The 20,741-nt window shown below is 44.8% G+C and carries 13 protein-coding genes; 4 read left to right on the top strand and 9 right to left on the bottom strand.

Features of this window, described 5'->3' with window-relative positions; all coding sequences use genetic code 11:
• The first annotated feature begins 112 nt into the window (after positions 1-112).
• Together WGC32_RS08880 and WGC32_RS08875 are read left to right on the top strand one after the other, a co-directional pair.
• Entirely contained in the window at positions 113-1,741 is a 1,629-nt protein-coding gene (locus WGC32_RS08880) for a M3 family metallopeptidase (protein ID WP_342681428.1), read from the top strand.
• Between the two features lie 15 nt (positions 1,742-1,756).
• The gene (locus tag WGC32_RS08875; protein WP_342681427.1) at positions 1,757-2,215 is read left to right on the top strand and encodes a YbaK/EbsC family protein; all 459 of its coding nucleotides are present in this window, start codon (positions 1,757-1,759) and stop codon (positions 2,213-2,215) included.
• 43 nt (positions 2,216-2,258) lie between these two features.
• Here the strand turns inward: WGC32_RS08875 and ligA are convergent, their stop codons facing one another.
• Together ligA and yunB are read right to left on the bottom strand one after the other, a co-directional pair.
• Complete coding sequence (gene ligA / locus WGC32_RS08870; RefSeq protein ID WP_342681426.1) at positions 2,259-4,244, bottom strand: NAD-dependent DNA ligase LigA; 1,986 nt, start codon at positions 4,242-4,244, stop codon at positions 2,259-2,261.
• 73 nt (positions 4,245-4,317) lie between these two features.
• Positions 4,318-5,040, bottom strand: coding sequence for a sporulation protein YunB (yunB, locus tag WGC32_RS08865; protein WP_191510392.1), 723 nt, complete (start codon positions 5,038-5,040; stop codon positions 4,318-4,320).
• Between the two features lie 191 nt (positions 5,041-5,231).
• Here yunB and WGC32_RS08860 point away from each other — a divergent pair, with 191 nt between their 5' ends.
• Both WGC32_RS08860 and WGC32_RS08855 read left to right on the top strand, forming a co-directional pair.
• A complete protein-coding gene (locus WGC32_RS08860) occupies positions 5,232-6,212 on the top strand; it encodes a M23 family metallopeptidase (RefSeq protein ID WP_342681425.1) in 981 nt (326 codons plus the stop codon).
• Positions 6,190-6,798 (top strand): site-2 protease family protein, encoded by a 609-nt coding sequence (locus WGC32_RS08855; RefSeq protein ID WP_191481495.1) that lies wholly within the window; start codon positions 6,190-6,192, stop codon positions 6,796-6,798. The genes WGC32_RS08860 and WGC32_RS08855 overlap by 23 nt, the downstream gene beginning before the upstream one ends.
• Before the next feature lie 58 nt (positions 6,799-6,856).
• Here WGC32_RS08855 and gltA read toward each other — a convergent pair whose 3' ends face one another.
• The 7 genes from gltA to WGC32_RS08820 form a co-directional block, all read right to left on the bottom strand.
• The gene (gene gltA / locus WGC32_RS08850; protein ID WP_342681424.1) at positions 6,857-8,248 is read right to left on the bottom strand and encodes an NADPH-dependent glutamate synthase; all 1,392 of its coding nucleotides are present in this window, start codon (positions 8,246-8,248) and stop codon (positions 6,857-6,859) included.
• A complete protein-coding gene (locus WGC32_RS08845; RefSeq protein WP_342681423.1) occupies positions 8,241-9,086 on the bottom strand; it encodes a sulfide/dihydroorotate dehydrogenase-like FAD/NAD-binding protein in 846 nt (281 codons plus the stop codon). The genes gltA and WGC32_RS08845 overlap by 8 nt, the downstream gene beginning before the upstream one ends.
• Before the next feature lie 231 nt (positions 9,087-9,317).
• Entirely contained in the window at positions 9,318-13,565 is a 4,248-nt protein-coding gene (locus WGC32_RS08840; protein WP_342681422.1) for a SpoIID/LytB domain-containing protein, read from the bottom strand.
• Between the two features lie 39 nt (positions 13,566-13,604).
• Positions 13,605-14,933: a glycoside hydrolase family 10 protein gene (locus WGC32_RS08835; protein WP_342681421.1), complete on the bottom strand. Its 1,329-nt coding sequence runs from the start codon at positions 14,931-14,933 to the stop codon at positions 13,605-13,607.
• Between the two features lie 545 nt (positions 14,934-15,478).
• The gene (locus WGC32_RS08830; RefSeq protein WP_342681420.1) at positions 15,479-15,997 is read right to left on the bottom strand and encodes a GNAT family N-acetyltransferase; all 519 of its coding nucleotides are present in this window, start codon (positions 15,995-15,997) and stop codon (positions 15,479-15,481) included.
• 87 nt (positions 15,998-16,084) lie between these two features.
• Positions 16,085-17,062, bottom strand: coding sequence for a 6-phosphofructokinase (gene pfkA / locus WGC32_RS08825; protein WP_191481489.1), 978 nt, complete (start codon positions 17,060-17,062; stop codon positions 16,085-16,087).
• Between the two features lie 136 nt (positions 17,063-17,198).
• Positions 17,199-20,714 carry a DNA polymerase III subunit alpha gene (locus tag WGC32_RS08820; RefSeq protein WP_342681419.1) on the bottom strand — a complete coding sequence of 1,172 codons (3,516 nt, stop codon included), beginning with the start codon at positions 20,712-20,714 and terminating at the stop codon, positions 17,199-17,201.
• Positions 20,715-20,741 lie beyond the last annotated feature (27 nt).

The raw sequence follows: 20,741 nt of genomic DNA, 5'->3' as shown, positions 1-20,741 counted from the left end.
ATGTATGTCCTTTTGCCTAATACTAACTTCCTGTGCGGTACTGGATTCTGTCCTCAATGCTGTTACAGGATGGGGGGATAAAAACACCCACCAGGATGTCAAATTTGAAGATATGGTCTATACTCGTCCGGATGGAGATGCACTTCTTTCTCTGATCGATCAGGCCATTTCGGATTTTGACAGCGCTGACTCAGCCCAAAAACAGATGGAGGTTGTCAATTCCTTTTCTACTGAGCTCAGCAACTTTTCTTGTATGTACACATTGGCGCAGATCCACAGTTACCTTGATGCCGCTGATGAATTTTATAAGGAAGAAATGGCCTATCTGGATGAAATGGCCGCCAATATAGACGCCAGACGCAACACATTAATGCGCAAATTGGTAGAATCCCCTTATTATGATGACCTGGAAGAAATGCTGGGAGAATGGCAGATGGAGGATCTCTCCATGAGCACCAAGACCAGCGCCGAAGAGATCGCGGATTTGAAAGTTCGGGAAAATCAATTGGTCACCGAATATAATTACCTAGCTGCTACAGCCACCATTGACTATTTTGGTGAAGAAACGCTATTCAGTTCCCTTGATCCTACCATCCAGTATTTCATGTTACCCGCCTATTATCAGAAATACAATGAAATCCTAGGCGAAAAATACCTGGAACTCATTCAGATTCGCCAGGAAATGGCGCAGAAATTAGGCTATGACAATTACATCCCCATGGGCTATGACAATATGGGTCGTAGCTGCTATGGGGTTGAGGAGGTCGAAGCCCTCCGTGCTGATGTCAAAAAATATATGGTACCTCTTTATAAAGAGATCATCCAGCAGGCCCAAAATGATCTGCTCACTGGTTCAGAATCTTCCAGTTTCCTTCTCAGTGAAGATATCGTTCCCCTGGGGGGATACGACGGCATGGTGGAAAACTTCTGGAACATGACAGCTGAGCTCTCCAAGGAAACTGCCGAAAGTTCTGATTATATGCGCCGCAACAATCTCTACAGCTTTGAAAAGCAGGAGAATAAGACGGATACCGATATGACCACGATTATTGGTGGTCAGTACTATGCACCATACATGTTTATCAACGTGGATGGAACCAGTTTTTATGATGTTACCACCATGTTCCACGAGTTTGGGCACTATAACGCCATGTACCATAAGGTATCCCCCGAATCTTATTTCGGTTCCGAATCTCGATCCATTGATGTAGCTGAGATATATTCTCAGGGCATGGAATTTATTGCATTCCCCTACTATGAGGACTTCTTCGGTGCAGGAGCCGAAGATGCACAGAAGTCCCAGGTGTTCTCCAAGGTAGAAACTATTGTGAATGCCACTATGCAGGATGAATTCCAGCACCTAGTCTATGCAGAGGAAGACATCACCTTAGAAGAGATCAATGAAATATGGGCGAATCTTTATGAGGAATACGGGCTTGATACTCTAGTTTCTGACAATATGGCCAGCACCATCGGCCTTTCCTGGATCGATATTCCCCATTTCTTCCTAGTTCCCTTCTACTCCATTGACTATACGGTGTCAGCCTGCGCCGCACTGCATGTATGGGAGGATTTGGAGCAGGATTGGCAGGAAGGATATGCTACCTATATGGAGCTTGTCAAAGCTCCTGCCAGTCTCGACTTTTTGGAAGTTCTAGCAGAAGCAGATGTGCCCAGCCCCTTTGAGCCCGACAGCATGAAGGTGCTCAGCGAAAAAATAGCAGATTATTTAACAAATTAAAGGAGCCTGATATTTGTGCGAAACGAAAAAGTTGATGCCTTTTTGGCATCTCACGGATTCAATGTCCTGGAATTTGAGGAAGGAAGCACTGCTACCGCTCCCATGGCGGCCAATCAGTTAGGAGTGAAAACCGACCAAATTGCCAAGTCTATCCTCCTAAAAGGAAAGGATGGAAAAAACTATCTTGCGGTCATTCCTGGAGCGCAAAAGCTATCCAGCTCCAAAATTAAGGCTGCAACCGGGACAAAATGCAGCATGATGAACGGAGATGAGGCTTTTACCGCCACGGGATATCACCCTGGAGGCGTTTGCCCCTTTCTGACAGAGAATATCACCATTCTCATCGATCAAAGTTTGAAAGAGTTGGGAGATATTTATCCCGCTGCCGGCACCAGTTCTACAGCAGTCAAGATAGATTTTGATAGCTTGGTACGCATTACCGGGGGCACCCCCTGTGATGTTATTGCAAAATAACTAGGAATAAAAGGGCCCTGGTATTACCAGGGCCCTTTTATTCCTAGAATGATCCAAGCATTTCTAAAAATTCCTGTTCCGATAGGATGGTAGTGCCTAATTGTTGTGCCTTTGTCAGCTTACTTCCCGCTTCTTCGCCTGCCACAACATAGGTCGTCTTTTTTGAAACGCTGGAAGAAACTTTGCCGCCAAGTTTCTCAATAGCTGCCTTCGCTTCATTGCGTGTCATTTGAGAAAGGGTACCTGTCAAAACAAAGGTGGAACCTTCCAAACGGGTGTCGCTGATGATCTTAGTATTCTCCATGAAAACCCCTGCGGACTTCAGCCTTTCTACCATTTCTCGAGTTCCTTCCATGGAAAAGAAATCTACAAGGCTTTCTGCCATAATCATACCAAATCCATCAATGGATGCCACTTCTTCCGCAGTAGCAGAAATGACCGCGTCCAAGGTATGAAAACGCTGTGCCACAAGATCTGCCGCTTTTTGACCGATATTGCGAATGCCAAATCCAAACAGCAGCCGAGCAAGGCCTGCCTGTTTGGATTTTTCAATAGCATCCATTAGATTTTGCGCCGATTTTTCTCCCATCCGCTCCAAATTCTTTACATCTTCTTTTTGAAGAAAATAAAGATCACTGGCGCTTTGAATGAGCTTCTGATCGATAAGGGACTGAATGAGCGCTGGACCCAGCCCTTCGATATCCATGGCATCCCGGGAAGCAAAATGGATGATCATCCGCAGCAATTGTGCAGGGCATTCCGGATTGATGCATCGCAAGGCTGCTTCATCCTCTTCCCTGACCACCCGGCTGCCACAGGACGGGCAGATCCTTGGAATTTGATACACTTGGGAATACTCACAGTGACGTGCTACTGTGACCACCTCTGGTATGATATCCCCTGCCTTGCGCACTACAATGGTATCCCCAATGCCAATGGCTTTTTCATCAATAAAGTCCTGATTGTGGAGGACTGCGCGGCTGACAGTGGTCCCAGCCAATTGGATAGGGTCAAAAACCGCCGTCGGAGTCAATACACCAGTGCGCCCCACTTTTACCTGAATTTCTTTCAGTACGGTTTCCTTTTCCTCGGGGGGATATTTAAAGGCAACCGCCCATCTTGGATATTTGGCAGTAGAGCCCAACTGTTCTCTCTGGGCAAAATCGTTAATTTTAATAACGGCACCGTCAATATCAAAGGGATATTTTCCCCGCATAGAGCCAATGTGCTCTACCTCTTTGACGGCATCCTCAATATTGTCAAACTTCTGAAAGGAGGGAATCACCTTAAAACCCAGTTCGGATAGAAGAACCAGAGAATCATAATGATTGGTGATTTCTATCCCCTCTATCTGTTGAACATTAAAAACAAAAATATCCAGCCGCCGTTTTGCCGTGATCTTGGGATCCTTCTGTCGTAGAGAGCCCGCCGCCGCATTCCGTGGATTTTTAAACGGCTGCTCCTCATTGAGTTCCTGTAATGCCACCAGTTTCTCAAAGTTATGCCTGGGCATATACACCTCACCCCGTACTTCCAAAAAAGGCAAAGAACGGCGCAACCTCATGGGAATGGAGGGCACAGTTTTAAGATTCTGGGTGACGTCTTCTCCCACCATTCCGTCTCCGCGGGTAGAACCACGTACAAATTTAGAATCAGCATATTCCAAGGATACAGAAAGCCCATCAATTTTAGGTTCTACCACATAGACAGGATTTACTATCGTCTCTCGAACCTTTTCATCAAAGGCATATAGCTCGGCGGTATCAAACACATCCCGCAGACTTCCCATCGGCACGGTATGGGGAACACTTTCAAAGGTGTTGAGCGCCATCCCCCCTACCCGCACGGTAGGAGAATCATCGGACTTAAATTCAGGAAACTGTTCTTCTAAGTCCATCAACTCATGAAGCATCCTGTCATATTCAAAATCCTCTACCGTGGGACTATCTAGCACATAATATTGATAATTGAGCTCCTCCAATACGGTTCGGAGCTCTTCTATTTTCTGTTTTGCCTCAATTTTTTCCATACAGATGACGATCCTCTCTCAATGGCTTCCATTCATTTTATAATGATATATAACAAGAATATTATACCATAACTCACTCTGAAATATCATCTACATATTTTTTAATGCGAGCGTCATTCGCATCATAATCGTTAATATCAGACATATTGGCATTCCCGCCGTCTTCTACATTGGTGTAGGCATCTGGAATGGGGCCTACAATCACGGTTTCTGCAATACAGAAATTTGTGCCTGCTGTAAATTCGGTGGAGAATCCCGGTATGACCGCTGTAAATTCTACATGAACATCCAGCATCATCTGATGGCGGGTTTGATTGATTCCAGCACTATCAAATTTACTCTCCAGTTGGGTGTGTGCACTCCCCTGAGGAATAATACGAAAATTGATCTCCGGCCCAAACCCTGAAAGCCACTTACTACCAGAAAGGGTACCGGCAGGAATTCCAATGGAACGGTATTCGTCTTTTTCTAGCTCCTCTTCTACCGCATTAGATATACGGGACTTGAGACTACTGATTGCCAAAGCGTCAGTTTCTATGGAGCTGACCTGGTTATTCTCCCCCATATTTAACTGAACAAGATCCTCATAATGAATCTCTTGGCTTTCTATCTCCCTTAAAACAGCATTGTTAATTGCCTTTGTCGTATATACCTTAATTTGGTAGGAAACAATGGTGGAAACTGTCTTTTGCACCTGCATATCAAAATTAAAAAGAAAAGCCAAAAGAATCAAAACGGCAACAAAACATTTGCATACAAATGATTTCCGAAGCCGCCGCCGACGTAGTTTTGTCATTTAGCTTCCCTCCTGTTTTATCTGAATCATCATATTTTATGCCTTTTATAGCACAAAAGTGTATGAAAATGAAAGGAAACAAATGATTCCTACTAAATCTTTAGTTATGATTTTGGTTTCTCGCTCATAAAATGGGACAAAGGGCATCTCTATGCTCTTTCGTTAAAAGCAGGAGGAAAGGGGAATCTACATTGAACGAGAGCAGACAAGAAAACAAGCCGGATATCCGGCAAGAATACAGGCAGAACCAGTCTCCCATACCTGACCGAAGAAAATCCTTAGAATCATCTCAACCCAAGGAGGAGCCCATTGTCTTTGGCGTCATTGTCATCCAAGTTTGCATTTGCATTTTTGTGTTGGCAGCGGCTTTTATCCTCAAAGGTTTTGGTGGTTCAAACTATGAAACTGTGCGCTCTTATTACCAAAATCTTGTGACACCCGAAAATCTCCAGGTGGAAATGAACAACCTGCAAGACTATGCGGATAAAATGAATCAGCTGGAAAAAGAGCTGGCCCAAATTCCAGACCAGTTCACCTTGGCGCCACAGCAGGATAAAGACACAAAGGAGAGCCAATCAAAATCAGAAGAAGAGAATGCCTCTGAAAATACAGAAAACAGCGAGGCTTCTCATCCTCAAGAATCAGGTGCTGGAGGACAGCATAGCGTATCCTATGTATCCTTAGATACTACAAAACCAATGGAAAAACAAAAATGGCCAGCACCAGAGGGGACAGCATTGTCCCCCTTTTTTGTGACAGCAACCCCTATATCACCTGTAGACGGTACCATTACCTCTCCCTATGGTTATCGGATTCATCCTATTACGGGAGAACTAGACTTTCACACCGGCCTTGACATTGCGGCTCCTAATAACACCCCCATTCGAGCTATCCTACCCGGAACTGTCAAGGAAATTGGAGAATCTGAGATCTATGGTAATTATATTGTTGTTGCTCATCAAAATGGCTTTGAGTCCGTCTACAATCACTGTGAAAGTATTACTGCCCAAGTGGGAACGGTGGTGCGCCAAGGAGACTGGATCGCTCGGGTTGGATCTACTGGGCTCTCTACCGGAAATCACGTCCATCTTGATCTCAAAATTAATGGGGTCTATGTGAATCCCTATCTTGCTTATATAGGAGCCGTTCATGCTGACATTTCGGATACGTAATACCAGACTTCACCTTTCCATCTGGTTCTTCGCCATACTATATTTATTCCTTATCATGGATCGCCAGCAGTTTTATCCCCTTTTTTTCGGATCCATCTTTTTGCACGAAGCGGCTCATCTTATCATAATGATTTGGTGGAAAAAGAAGATCCTCTCTATCTCTCTTTTGCCCTTTGGCATTCGTGTATCTGCTGAGGAAACAGTGATTCAAAGCTATGGCCAGGAAATTTCTATTACCCTGGCTGGCCCGCTGGCCAATTTTATCTGTGCCGCTGTCTGTCTATGGTGCTTATCATTTCACCAAAGTCTGCCGCTGGCTGTATCCGCAGCAGTCAATTTAGTTTTGGGCGCTTTTAACCTTTTACCCATTGGAGTTCTAGACGGAGGCAGGCTACTTACACAGTTTCTTCAAATGAGAGGATGTCAAAAAACAGAAAAGATCACTTCTACTGTTTCTCTTCTTTTTCTCCTACCTCTTTTGTCTTTTTCCATCTGGCTTTTCCTCTTTCATGGACATAACCCTTCTCTATTGATCACTGGCATATATCTCACATCAACTGCTATTTTCAAGGCTACTAAAAACTAATATAATACAAAACAAAAAGACAGGCGCATGCCTGTCTTTTTGCGTTCATAAAAATAGATTATTGATTTTTCTCTTTGATATATTTATCAATAGAGGCAGCAGCTGTCTTTCCTGCACCCATAGCCAAAATGACAGTTGCGGCACCGGTAACAGCATCACCACCAGCGTAAACGCCTTCTCTAGTGGTACACATGCTCTCGTCTACAACCAAACAACCGCGATTGTTGGCCTCAATACCCTTAGTGGTCGTACGGATCAGCGGGTTGGGAGAAGTTCCGATCGCCATAATCACGCTATCCACCGGCAATTCAAAGTTAGAGCCTTCAATGGCCATAGGACGCCGTCTGCCAGAAGCATCCGGCTCGCCCAGCTGCATTTCCAAGCACTCCAGCGCCCGAACATGTCCAGCCTCATCGCCCAACACCTTCACTGGATTGGTCAGGAATTTAAAGATAATTCCTTCTTCCTTTGCGTGATGGATTTCTTCAGCACGCGCGGGCATTTCAGCTTCAGACCGGCGATATACAATATAAACGTTTTCTGCACCCATACGTTTAGCACAGCGGGCTGCATCCATCGCTACGTTGCCACCGCCAACGACTGCTACATTTTTTGCCTTATGCACCGGAGTGTCGTAATCCTCCAGGTAGCCTTTCATCAGATTGATTCTGGTCAGATATTCATTGGCTGAATAAACACCCAAGAGGCTTTCCCCTTCGATTCCCAAGAAACTGGGCAAACCAGCACCAGAACCAATAAACACTGCTTCAAATCCCATTTCAAAAATATCGTCAATGGAAAGTACACGTCCAATAACCATGTTGGTCATGACATTGACGCCCAGTTTGCGCAGCCCATCGATTTCAGAAGCAACAATAGACTTCGGCAGACGAAATTCAGGAATACCATAAACCAAAACACCGCCCGGAGTGTGGAACGCTTCAAAGATGGTAACCTCATATCCCAATTTTGCCAAATCGCCAGCACAGGTCAGGCCAGAAGGTCCAGCACCGACAATGGCTACTTTATGGCCGTTGCTTTCAGGCTTAGTAGTATCCTTTTTCACATTCTTCATATACCAATCGGCAACAAAGCGCTCTAAGCGGCCCACAGCCACCGGTTCTCCTTTAATACCCCGGACACATTTGCCCTCACATTGGGACTCCTGAGGACAAACACGGCCGCTGATGGCAGGCAGGGCATTGGTAGAAGCGACAATTTCATAAGCTTTCTCAAAATTGCCAGCTGCAACCTCTGCAATAAACTCGGGAATCCGGACATTAACCGGGCAGCCGGAGACGCAGGGCATGTGTTTGCAGTGCAGGCAGCGTCCCGCCTCTTCCATGGCCATCTCTTCCGTATAGCCCAGAGCAACCTCTTGAAAGTTCTTATTGCGTACATTGGGATCCTGTTCCGGCATCGGAACTTTATGTAAAGACATATTAGGCATTGTGATTTCCTCCCAGTAAACGGCAAATATGGGTGGCGTCGTGCTGCTCTTCCCCTTTATAGAAAGAGTTGCGCTTCATCAACTCATCATAATCGACCTCATGGCCATCAAAATCCGGGCCATCAACGCAGGCAAATTTTGTTTTGCCCCCCACAGTTACACGACATCCTCCGCACATTCCGGTACCATCAATCATGATGGGATTCAGGCTTACCAAGGTTTTGATTCCATAAGGTTTTGTTGTCAAGGACACAAATTTCATCATAGGGATGGGGCCAATCGCGATAACCAGATCGTATTGATTACCAGACTCGATGAGCTGTTTAAGCTTATCGGTGACAAATCCTTTTTCACCATAGCTTCCGTCATCGGTGGTGATATAGTAGTGATTAGAAACCGCTTTCATCTCATCTTCCAGAATAACAATATCCTTGCTCCGGAAACCGGCGATGATATCCACTTCGGCACCCTTGTTGAAAAGAGCTTTGGCTGAAGGATAAGCAATAGCACATCCAACACCGCCGCCAATCACACATACCTTTTTATACCCATCTAGTTCCGTGGGCTTACCCAAGGGGCCTACAAAATCATGGATAGAATCTCCCTCATTCAGTTCCGCCAGCAGCTTTGTAGACCTACCGACGGCCTGAAAAATGATGGTAACTGTCCCCTTCTCACGGTCATAATCAGCAATTGTCAGCGGGATGCGCTCACCAAATTCATCCACACGGAAGATGATGAACTGCCCAGCTTCTGCCTTTTTAGCAACAAACGGCGCCTCAACTTCCATCAGAGTGACCATGTCGTTAAGCTGACGCTTTTTTACTATTTTATACATGTTCCACGCTCCCTCTACAGTTTAATTTCTTACAGTTTCAAATTATATCTCAAATGAGCACGTAATTCAAGGCGCTATCGTTCAATATGAAGAAAAAAAAACAAGTTTCATCGTGAATTTTGCTAAAACTGTTTATCACTTCCACTAAAAAGCACATTCCTTATTGTGCAGTTCTACTTTATAAAAAACATCCAGTGAGATACTCACTGGATGTTTTTTCAACGCAGTCCCCTATTTTACTGTAGTTCCCGGATAGTAATGCTCCAAAATTTCGACATAGTCCATTCCTTCTTTTTCAGCATAGAAATGGGCGCCGAATTGGCTCATTCCCACCCCATGGCCATAACCATAGGTCGTAATCGTAAACTTACCGTTTTTATAGGTGATATCAAAATCCGCGGAAGCAATAATGCTGCCCGTTTCTGGATCCTTAAGAATATCTTCTCTCACCCACCGTCCGGTAATATTGGTGATGGAATTTTTGATCCGGTTGAAATAGACTGATTTTCCCGCAATCAACATATTCCCATTGTAACCACCTGAGGTTTCCGTTTTGACCTGGAAAAGCTTGGTCATATCGTAGTTGTCAGGGACATCAATACCTGCCAAGCTCAGCCTACGCAGAATCTCGGCCTTTGTATAAGTATAGGTATGGGTATAGTATTTGCTGTTGGTAAAATAGCTGTCGGCGAGGTAGTCATATTTACTTTCCACACTTACCAGATAGGGATAACTTCCTCCCCATACTTCCGTTGATGCATTAGTTCTCCCAGCAGAGCAGGAAAAATAAGGGGTAAATGCTACTTCTCCATTATATGTTACCATTTCACCAAGTACAGATTTCACTGCTTTCTCCACATTGGGGCCAATCGTGCTCTTCATCTGCACGTAGGGTGCTGTTCCCGAGTTATTGGAGGAAAGCACGTAAGAGTAAGCGGCAACTGCTTGGGCTTTTAACGCCTCAATATTAAAGCTTTCTGGCATCTCATTGGCAACAATGCCAGCAACAATGTCGTAAGCATTTCCTTCCACTACCTTGCCACCGGAAGTTACCTTCAATTTCGGAAGTTTATCCGCATTGGTGCTGTCAGAATCGTCAGAATCCGGAAGCTTGGTTGTCACAGGAGGAGTGGTAACCGGTACATCCGGTAAAACGTTGTCACCAGAAGATGGCTCAGAAGTGACAGGAGGTCTTGTTCCGATAACCGGCTTCTCTGTAGTGGTAGTTTCAGGAGCTGTGGTTGTCACCGGTGCGGTCGTGGTAGTGACCGGCTTTGTTGTGGTCACCGGTGCGGATCCAATCTCACTGGCCTGCGTACCTGTCAAATTGGCAGTGTAAGTATTATTAAAGTATTCCTCAATTCCCTCAACGATACCGTCAGCCAGCTTGTCCCGATAAGAAGCCGTCAAGAGCTTTTCGTATTCTTCCGGGTTGGTGACGAATCCACACTCAACCAGGTTGGCTGGGAATGCACTGTCCCTTGTCATGGCCATATAGCCAAAGACTGAACCGTCGCCATTGGTACCGTAACGGATATTGGTTCCCGCTGCTTCATTGACATTTGCGCAGATATAGGAAGCCAGGGACTGGGAGAAATCGTTAAAGTAATAGGATTCGATACCATTCGCAGAAGATGTCGAGCCGGCAGAGTTCTGATGAATGCTGACCAGCAGGTTGGAATTAAAATCTTTTGCCTGTCCCAATCTGTTCTCAATAGAGAGCCAAGACTGCTGGGTATCGATCATTAGGACTTCAGCGCCCTTAGCCTCCAGCTTGGAAACAACCAGCTTCGCGATCATCTGATTGATCTCCTGCTCATTATAGGCGGGATTGAAGCCGAGAGCTCCGGGATCACCTTTCCAATGGCCAGGATCAATGGTAATGCGGGCATTGCTCAAGGTGGTGGGAGAGTTAAACCGGAAGACCAGTTCATCGCCCTCATAGTAAGCAGTATACCCCAAGAATGAACCGGTCTTTTTCAACTTGAGCTGCAAGGTACTGCCAGACCAAGTTGCACTGGTAAACAACGGGTTTTTGCTTAAAGTCAGTCCATCCGCTACCTTGGTAGTGCTGTCGAAGGCAATGTTAATATAGCTGCCGGTATAAGTTACCTTATAAGGCACCTTCCAAGAGGTAGAGACGGTCAAATAAGTATACTGTCCATCGCTGGTGAATTCAAGTCGATCAATGGTATTGTTGCCATATCCTTGATCACTAATCACCTGGGCATCTTTGGTATAAATACGCTGGCCAGAAGCCAACTGGTAATACCGATAGGTTGTACTGCCATCCGACCAGGATACCTCGCTGAGCACACGCGCAACCGTTCCCTTGGGCAGCGGGAAATATCCAGGATCAGAATAATCGTTGATTTTATCAGTCGGGAATGTCTCAGCAGAATCTGCCGTGATAATAATCTGCTTGCCACTCATCTTATTGCCAGATGAAGATGGCACCACTGTTTTCCCATCAGAATATACCGTATCCGGATCAGAGGGTTCCGTAGTTGGAGGCTCTGTCGTCGTCGGTGGATCCGTCTCAGAATCAGGTTCTGTAGTGGTTATGTCCGGATCTGGTGAACTTGTGGTTGGAGGCTCCGTGGTCACAGGCGGTGTTACCGTTGTGGTATCAGAGCTATCCGGTGTAGAGGTCTCTGCCGGCGGTGTAGTAACCGAAGGTTCATCCGTCACCTCTGGTTCTGTTGTCACTACAGGCTCTTCCTCAGCTTCATACTTGGGATTAATCTGTACCGAAGCCCCCTGCTTGGTCTCATTAATTCCCTGATAGTTGGCCGCAAAGGTGATGCTGCCGAGATCCTGAATACTGCTTGTCCCTTCCGGCAGCTTGATGGTACCGGTATACATCTGATAAGCAGAGGAGGTATCAACATTTTCATCAATTGCAGTGGTCGGAGACAGTTCTGTAGTTGTTCCACCCAATGTTGCAGTAACCGTAGATCCTTCATAGGCCAATGCGCTAACCGCAATTTCCATAGAGCCATCCAGCACCATAGAGCCACTAGGAGAAACTTCTTTAAACACCTGAACAGCGCGAGTAATTGTATATGTATATTGCTTATCTCCCTGCGCAATGGTAAAGGTATTTGCTCCAATCTTCAAATCCCGCTGGATGCTGAAGTAACCGCTGTCATTTGTCTCAATTTTTTCTCCATCAAAGAAGAGATCTTGATCTGGATCAGCCGCACCCGCAAAGGTCACAGTGGGCTCATATGTTGTCATCTCTGTTTGAGAAGGCTTTGTAACCGTCAATTCCTGCAGGATGATTTCTTCATTTTTTCCAGTCTCGAAGAAGAGGAGCAACTTCTCGGTGCTGCCGCCAGGATTGTCCTTCAAACTGGAAAGGGAGTTAAATACGGCTCCACCATATTGGCTCCCCTCTTGGGCCAGCAGAATCTGCTCTACAATTTCATCGGCGCTTGTCCACCCATCGGCCGTGCAAATTTTATCAGCACTATATATATAATAGATGGGCAGCTCGTTGTCCTCAGCCACTTGATTCCACCAAGCAGAAACAACTGTAAAGGGAACATCCTTATCATCTCTTGTTGTATCCGCTCGAACCATGACCAAATCAACATAGTCCTTTTCAATGAAACCTTTGACATCTGCATATCCATCGGTCAAGGTGGCAAATTCAGCTGTAGTGTCACTTCCTTTTTTATTGTCAGCCTCATTGGCCCAGACACTATCGGTCAGCAGACCAAACTGGACCGCGCGATTTGCCTCCTTGGATTTTTCGGAAAGGGCCTTCACCAAAGACTCTGTAGCACTCTGCATAAAGCTTTCATAGCCTTGGCCAGCACCGTTTTCCTCATAATCACTGTAGCTAGCCGCTGAAGAGAGATAGTAGTAATCATCCAGCAGCACACCATCTAGATCATAGGAAGAAACGATTTGCTCCAAATTCTCACCGCTTTGTTCAATCACATCGCTGGTAATCGTCTGCGCATCGCCATTCTGCGTTGCAAGAGCGTCATAGATGACATATACATACATCTTTTCTTCTCTTGCCTTTTTAATGGCATACTCCAATGGATCAAAATCTTCCATGACGCTGGGCATCGCATCGCTTTTATAAATGACCTGATCCTTATAGGATAGACCAATGACTACTGTATTCATGGTCAAATCCTTCGCTGACTGAATCGCTTCATCGATCTGACTTTGTACCGTTGTTGCGGACAGGTCATCACCAACAAGAAAATCTGTTCCCGGCATTAGGTATACCGCTCGCATTTCCGTTGGCTTGTTAAAGCTAACAGGCTCCAAAGTCAGATCGGTACCGTCTACACTGTCAGGCACCACCTGCGCTTCCTCATTTTGCAATTTTGGTGTCTGTTGCTCCAAATTTTTGTCTGCCACAAAAATGGATGTCACTCCCGTTACCAGTGTGATCAAAACAAACAGAACACTGAGAGAAATTGCTGTGACCCTTCTGTTCGAAAAAACTGTTTTCAAAGCGTATCCCTCCCTCACATCTACTTGTAGAAGATATGGTTATTTTAGAATGGTTTTTAAATTTTCTTTTTCCTCCTCTACTAGCTCTTTTACGGATTGTTCTGGTTGAAATAATGTTCCATAGTTGTAAAGTGAAAAACCTTTGTAGGAATCCCCTTGCAGATCTCTGCAAAATTCAACTTGACGTTTGAGCAGATCACCACCGTCAACAATCCATTCGTCCATTCCCTCTTCACCAGCCCATTGATCTTCCTGGCCAATTTTATAGGCTGCAAGGCCGATGTATAGATCTACATCACTTTGGGACGCAAGATCTGCCCACTCCTCAACTGTAGCCGCAAACGGTACACTGTTCTTAAAGCCATAATAAACTTGTGGCATAATATAATCCAGATAGCCTTCTTTTTCTATCCAATATTTCACATCAGCATATTGCTTATTGTAGTTGATATCAATATTCCCTTGGGGGCTGATACCAAATTCCATATTCTCATCAATAGCTTTGATAGCCTCATAAACCTTGTGGATAAGCGTATTGACATTGTTTCTCCGCCAAACGTCCAATGACAGCTCTTTACCACTTTTCTCATAGGCTTTGCTATCAAAGACTACATCAGTGGTTGGATAGAAATAATCGTCAAAGTGAATAGCATCTATATCATAGTTTTGCACAAGCTCTTTTACACCGTTTACAATCAAGGCTTGGTTTTCATCAATGGCGGGATTAAGGTACAGCGCCTGAGACAGCGCCGCTTCCCCAGATTCCCCTTGGGTTGTGACGACATAGTCGTCCTGCTCCATCAGCCATTGATAGATGATCGTATCCGTATCCAGCGTTTGTGTAGGTGTCTTTACACGATAAGGATTAATCCAAGCTTCAATACGCAAATCACGCTCTCTGGCCAGATCAATCATTAGCTGCAACGGATCGTATCCAGGATCCTGGCCCTGGGTCCCCGTGATGATATGTGACCAAGGAAAATAGCTGGACTTGTAAATTGCGTCGGCAAAAGGTCTCACCTGCACGATCACAGTATTGAGCCCCATCGCATCAATGTTGTCAAATACATTCTCCAGGTGTTTTTGTGTCTGTGCTTTATCAGCAGACAGCAGATCCTGTAACTCCAGATAAGACAGCCAAACAGCCCGCCTCTCTCCCTGGGTGTTATCGGAGCCTGTACCAAAGGACACGTTATCATCAGTGCCTGGGGATTCTGGTGAATATTCAGCATCCGACTGTGCGCCATTGGGCAGCGTAACCGCACCTGAAGCCTCATTTTGGGGAATTGATGTTTCTTTTTCCGCGCTGCAGCCGGGCAGCACAGCGAGTAACATCAATAGCAAAATTGTCATGATTCGTACTTTCATTTGTTACCTCAATCCATAATTTTGCTTATTTATATTCTAATATTAAGGCAAAAATAGGTCAATAGTTAATGTCTTCATAACAAAATGTTTACATATTCAGTCAAAATGACGAAAAAACGCAAATATTTTACCCGTTTCCACTTTGCATTTCCTTCCGCTTTTATGTTTTTTCATCTCTTTCATTCATATTTTATACATAATTTTGATGTTGGCATTTTCATTTTCTTCCTTTCCGCCTCGGCATTTGAAAGTAATTTTATAGATAAAATTACTTATTTTCCCAATTATATTGTAAAAAATCTTTTCTTTTTGTTTTTTATACTTATTGATATCTATTTTCTTTTAGTTCATCTCTATTATTGTAATAAATTCACATAGTGTAAAGTTTATTACTTTACATAGATTTTTCGCAAAATTCCGCCATGTCAAAATGACCAATAACTCTATGCTATTTTATGTAAGCAAAAAAACATTTATGTAAAAGCATAAAAAAGAGGATGAGTTCCCCAAAATCGCTCATCCTCTTTTTCTCAAATTGAGTTAATTCAAATATTTACATGATAAACATTTTGATAGAGTTTATTTTTTATTTGATTGAATTTCCCTTTATCCAATTCTTCCGGATACGACATCAAACACAGGGGAATTGGCTTTTCTGTTGCCTGCATAGCTGGTTGTTCATAAGTAAAGGGCAGCAGATGAAAACCCAGCCTTTCATAAAATCCAATTCTCCTTCGGGCAATTTCTGTTTCTGGCGGTTCTACCTCCAGACAAAAAGTTTTTTGTTTGTTTTCCATCAACTCGACGAGCATCTTCTTCCCTAGCCCCTCATTACGATGGCTTGCCTCAACAGCAAAATGCTCGACAAAGACAAAATCTATAAAATCCCACACCGCAATAAATGCGTGGACTTTTTCTTTCTCCTGATAAACAAAGATCTTGTAAAATTCATTGTTCAGCACTTCTTTTTGTCCCTTATAAGTTCTTCTCTCACTTGACGGAAAAGAATCGGCTAAAATTTGATATACTTGCTCAAAATGTTGGGGGTTCAATGGCTCTAACATTTTTATTCTCCTCAAGCAACTTTTTAAAGCGATTTGATAAAACAAAAGGCGGAGCTCATGCTCCGCCTTTCCAGACCATGTATTCTGTTAGATCGAAATCTCATGAGCAATCCGATACAGATCCATATTGAACTTTTTCTTCTGCTCCAGAGCCTCCAAAATATCAAAGTCGACAATTTGGTCATGTTTTAGGGCAATTACGCGGTTACCGATACCGTTGCACAGCAGTTTTTCAATAGCATAATGGCCCATTTGGCTGGCAATCACACGATCTCGTACTGAGGGATTACCACCTCTTTGTACGTGACCCAGAACCAGCGCGCGACCAGTAATTCCAGTGAAGTCTTCCACCTGTTTTGCAATTTCTTCAACCTTGCCATAACCCTCAGCAACGATAATAATAAAGTGGCGTTTACCACGGGTCAAATCCTTCTGGATTCTCTCTAGGCAATCTTTCTGCATATCAAATGGAACCTCTGGGACAACAATCGTAGTTGCTCCACAAGCAATACCTGTATTAAGCGCAATATCTCCACAACGGCGGCCCATTACTTCTACCACCAAGCAACGGTCATGGGACTGAGCTGTATCCCGGCATTTATCAATCATTTCCATTGCCGTATTCATGGCAGTATCGTAACCAATCGTATAATCTGTACATGCAATGTCATTATCGATAGTTCCCGGAATTCCTACACAAGGGATTCCTCTCAGAGAAAGGTCCCTAGCTCCACGGAAAGAACCATCACCACCGATGACAACAACTCCATCAATACCATGGTCAATGCAGGTCTGGGTAGCTTTCTGAAGTCCAGACTCATGGCGAAATTCTTCACAGCGCGCTGTATACAGCATGGTGCCGCCCCGATGGATAATATCCGATACACTGCGTAAACTCATATCAATTAAATCGCCGTTAATAAGTCCATTATAACCACGACGGACACCAACTACATTGAGTCCCTTGGATATACCAGTTCTAACTACTGCCCTAATAGCGGCGTTCATTCCAGGTGCGTCTCCCCCGCTAGTCAAAACGCCAATTGTTTTCACTTGCTTACCCATATAATAACCTCCCCAGATTCACTCGAGAATCCTCTTTTATTCTTTCAAAGCATGATTCATATGGCTTTATTATATACGATAACATCAACTTGTTTCAATATCAAAACTAAACAATTTCTTTTGCAGAACCTACAGATTATTGACTATTGTCCCTTATTTTGACTTTCTCCTTTCCCAGAATCCGACCGAGTTCATCAATCATTACTTGGTTGACATCCACCCACATTGATTTTGGAGCCAGCATCCATCGCTTTTTATCCTCAAAATATACATAAACAGGGAATGCTCCCTCAAAAATAGTCAGTAGATTTTTAGTCTTCTCAAAAGCTGTACTCTCTTGGGAAGAAACCGCCAAGTAAAGACCGTTTTTCCCTCCCTTTGCTGGTTTTCTTGGCTCTTTACTGTGTTCCCGCATCACCAGCTCTTTGGCGTGATCAGTGATAGTCACCCGATCACAGATAAGCTTCGGGTCTTCATCTTCTCTAACCGAGAGACGACACCGGGCACATATCACAGCTCCCTCCTGTAGAAGGCTTTTATATTGGTCAAATACCTGCGGAAATACCAGCATTTCCATGGAGGATGTCATATCTTCCAACATGACAAATGCCATAGTAGCATTATTCCGCGTAATCTTTACCTTTCGGCTTCCCACGGTAGCAATGATATTGACATAACCGCCATCTGCGAATTTCGTATCGTGAATTTCTATCCCCGATTTGATGTCACCAAAGGTAGAGCCTCTGATCTCTTTGAGCAGCCCTGTATAAGCACTAATCGGATGATCCGTAATATAAAGTCCTGTGGTCTCCCGTTCCATCTTCAGCTTTTCGTGCAGTTCTAAATCAGGCACATCCAAAATTTGATACTGGTTTTTAGGTGCTGTGGGACCAGCATCAAACAGGCTGACCTGTCCCTCTACATTTTGGCGGTGCTGCTGATCGATGGCTGCCAACAGTCCATCCGAAGACATGAGCATCTGACGACGATTGAGTCCAAACCCATCCAGAGCCCCGCACTTGATCAGGCTTTCCATCGTTCTGCGATTGAGTTCTCTGCCATACATTCGTTCACAGAAATCAGCGAAGCTCTGGAAAAGCCCGTTCTCTTCCCGCTCCTTAATCAGATCCTTGATGAAGCCACGTCCCAGATTCTTAACGGCCACCAAGCCAAAGCGGATGCCTTCTCCTGTGACAGAAAATCCATCCTGGCTGTAATTGACATCGGGTTTGAGAATCTCAATCCCCAGTTTTTTGCATTCGCCAATGTACTCAATGATCTTGGATGTGTTATCTAATACGCTTGTCAGCAACGCCGCCATATATTCTTTGGGGTAATGGCACTTCAAATAGGCCGTCTGATAGGCTACAAATGCATATGCCGCGGCGTGGGACTTATTAAACGCATACGAAGCAAAGGAACTCATCTCGTCAAAAATACTGGTAGCGATTTTCTCGCTGACCCCATTGCGGATACAGCCGGGGATAATGATATTTCCATTCTCATCCACATCACCATAGATAAAGTTCTTCCGCTCTTTCTCCATAATGTCATGCTTTTTCTTGGACATGGCCCGACGTACCAAATCAGCGCGGCCATAGGTAAACCCCGCCAATTGGCGGCAGATCTGCATGACCTGTTCCTGATACACAATACATCCATAAGTAACATTGAGGATTGGTTCCAAAAGGGGATGTTTGTAGGTCACCCGTTCTGGATGATGCCGGTTTTCTATATAGGTCGGGATGGATTCCATAGGTCCCGGCCGGTAAAGAGAAATAACGGCGATCATATCCTCAATAGATTCCGGTCCCAAGTTGACCAATACCTGCCGCATGCCTGCCGATTCAAACTGGAATACCCCTTCCGTCAGGCCTTGAGACAGCATATCATAGACAGCCTTATCATCAATCGGTACGTGCTCCATATCGACTTCTATGCCGCGTGCTTTGAGCATCTTTTCCGCATCGGAAATAACCGTTAAGTTACGAAGACCCAAAAAGTCCATCTTGAGAAGGCCCAGTTCCTCCAAGGTCGTCATGGTAAACTGGGTGACTACCGCCTCATCATTCATTGCGAGGGGAACATAGGAGGATACTGGATCCCGGGTGATCACCACGCCAGCTGCATGGGTAGAAGCATGGCGGGGCATTCCTTCCAACTTGCGAGCCATATCAATCAGCTGGGTAATCTGAGGATCCGAATGATAAGTAGCCATGAAATCAGTAGATTTTTGCAGCGCCATATCCAAGGTAATCCCAAGCTCCATTGGAACCTGCTTTGCTACTGCATCCACTGTTTGATAAGGGATATTCATCGCCCTGCCCACATCTCGAATCGCGCCTCGGGCCGCCATGGTGCCAAAGGTAATGATCTGAGCTACATGATCCGCACCGTATTTGCGCACTACATAATCAATGACCTCTTGACGCCGTTCATAGCAAAAATCGATGTCAAAGTCTGGCATGCTCACCCGCTCGGGATTGAGGAACCGTTCAAACAGAAGTTGATAGCGAACCGGATCGATACCCGTAATACCAATACAATAGGCAGCGATACTTCCGGCACCGGAACCTCGTCCAGGACCTACAGGAATGCCATGTTCTTTGGCGTAGTTGATAAAATCAAAGACGATGAGAAAGTAATCCACATAACCCATCTTCTTAATAATCTCAAGCTCATAATTGAGGCGTTCCACTACTTCCGGAACCGGATGTTCTCCATAGTGACGGCGGAGTCCCTTTCGACAGAGATCTTCAAAATATTCTACATTGTCCCGTCCATCGGGAGCAACAAAGAGGGGCAATTTTGTCACGCCGAACTCAAATTCTACCTCACACCGACTTGCAATTTTTGCCGTGTTGGCAATGGCTTCCTCATGGTCTTGAAACAGTTCCTGCATTTCCTCCCCAGATTTGATATAAAACTCCTGGGTGGGAAACTCTAGCCCGTCTTTGTTATCTACTGTAGTATTGGTCTGAATGCAGATAAGAACATGCTGCATCTGGGCGTCTTCTTTGTTGATATAGTGAGAATCGTTGGTTGCCACAAGGCCCACGCCGACTTCCTTAGCAAGCCGGTAAAGATAGGGCAGAATCCGCTGCTGTTCCTCGATTCCGTGATCCTGCACCTCAATAAAATAGTTATCTGGTCCAAACAGATCCCGGTAGCGAATGGCAGTTTCTTTGGCCTTATCATAGTCACCGGCTACAAGCGCCCTGGGAATCTCTCCCGCCAGACAGGCACTCAGGCAAATAAGCCCTTCACTGTATTTTTGCAAAAGTTCAAAATCCACCCGCGGCTTAAAGTAATAACCATCAATAAATGCTTGAGAAACTAATTGGATGAGATTTTGATATCCCTGATTGTTTTTACAGAGAAGAACTAGGTGATTCGGATTGTTGTCAATTCGATGGACTTTATCAAAACGGGTTCTTGGCGCCACATAGACTTCGCAGCCGATGATAGGCTTTATCCCCTGTTTTTTGCATTCTTTATAAAAATCAATGACCCCATACATAACGCCGTGGTCTGTAATTGCGACTGCCTGCTGTCCTAATTCCTTTACCTTTTGTACCAGCTGTTTAATGCGGCAGGCACCGTCAAGCAGGCTATATTCACTATGGACGTGCAGATGGACAAATTCATCCATTGGTCTTCACCTCCTGGTATTGTTCAT

Source organism: Zongyangia acetica (genome assembly GCF_038739695.1).
GTDB lineage: Bacteria > Bacillota > Clostridia > Oscillospirales > Ruminococcaceae > Zongyangia > Zongyangia gallinarum.
The sequence above is the reverse complement of the archived record's forward strand: the minus strand, read 5'-3'. Positions and strand labels throughout refer to the sequence as shown.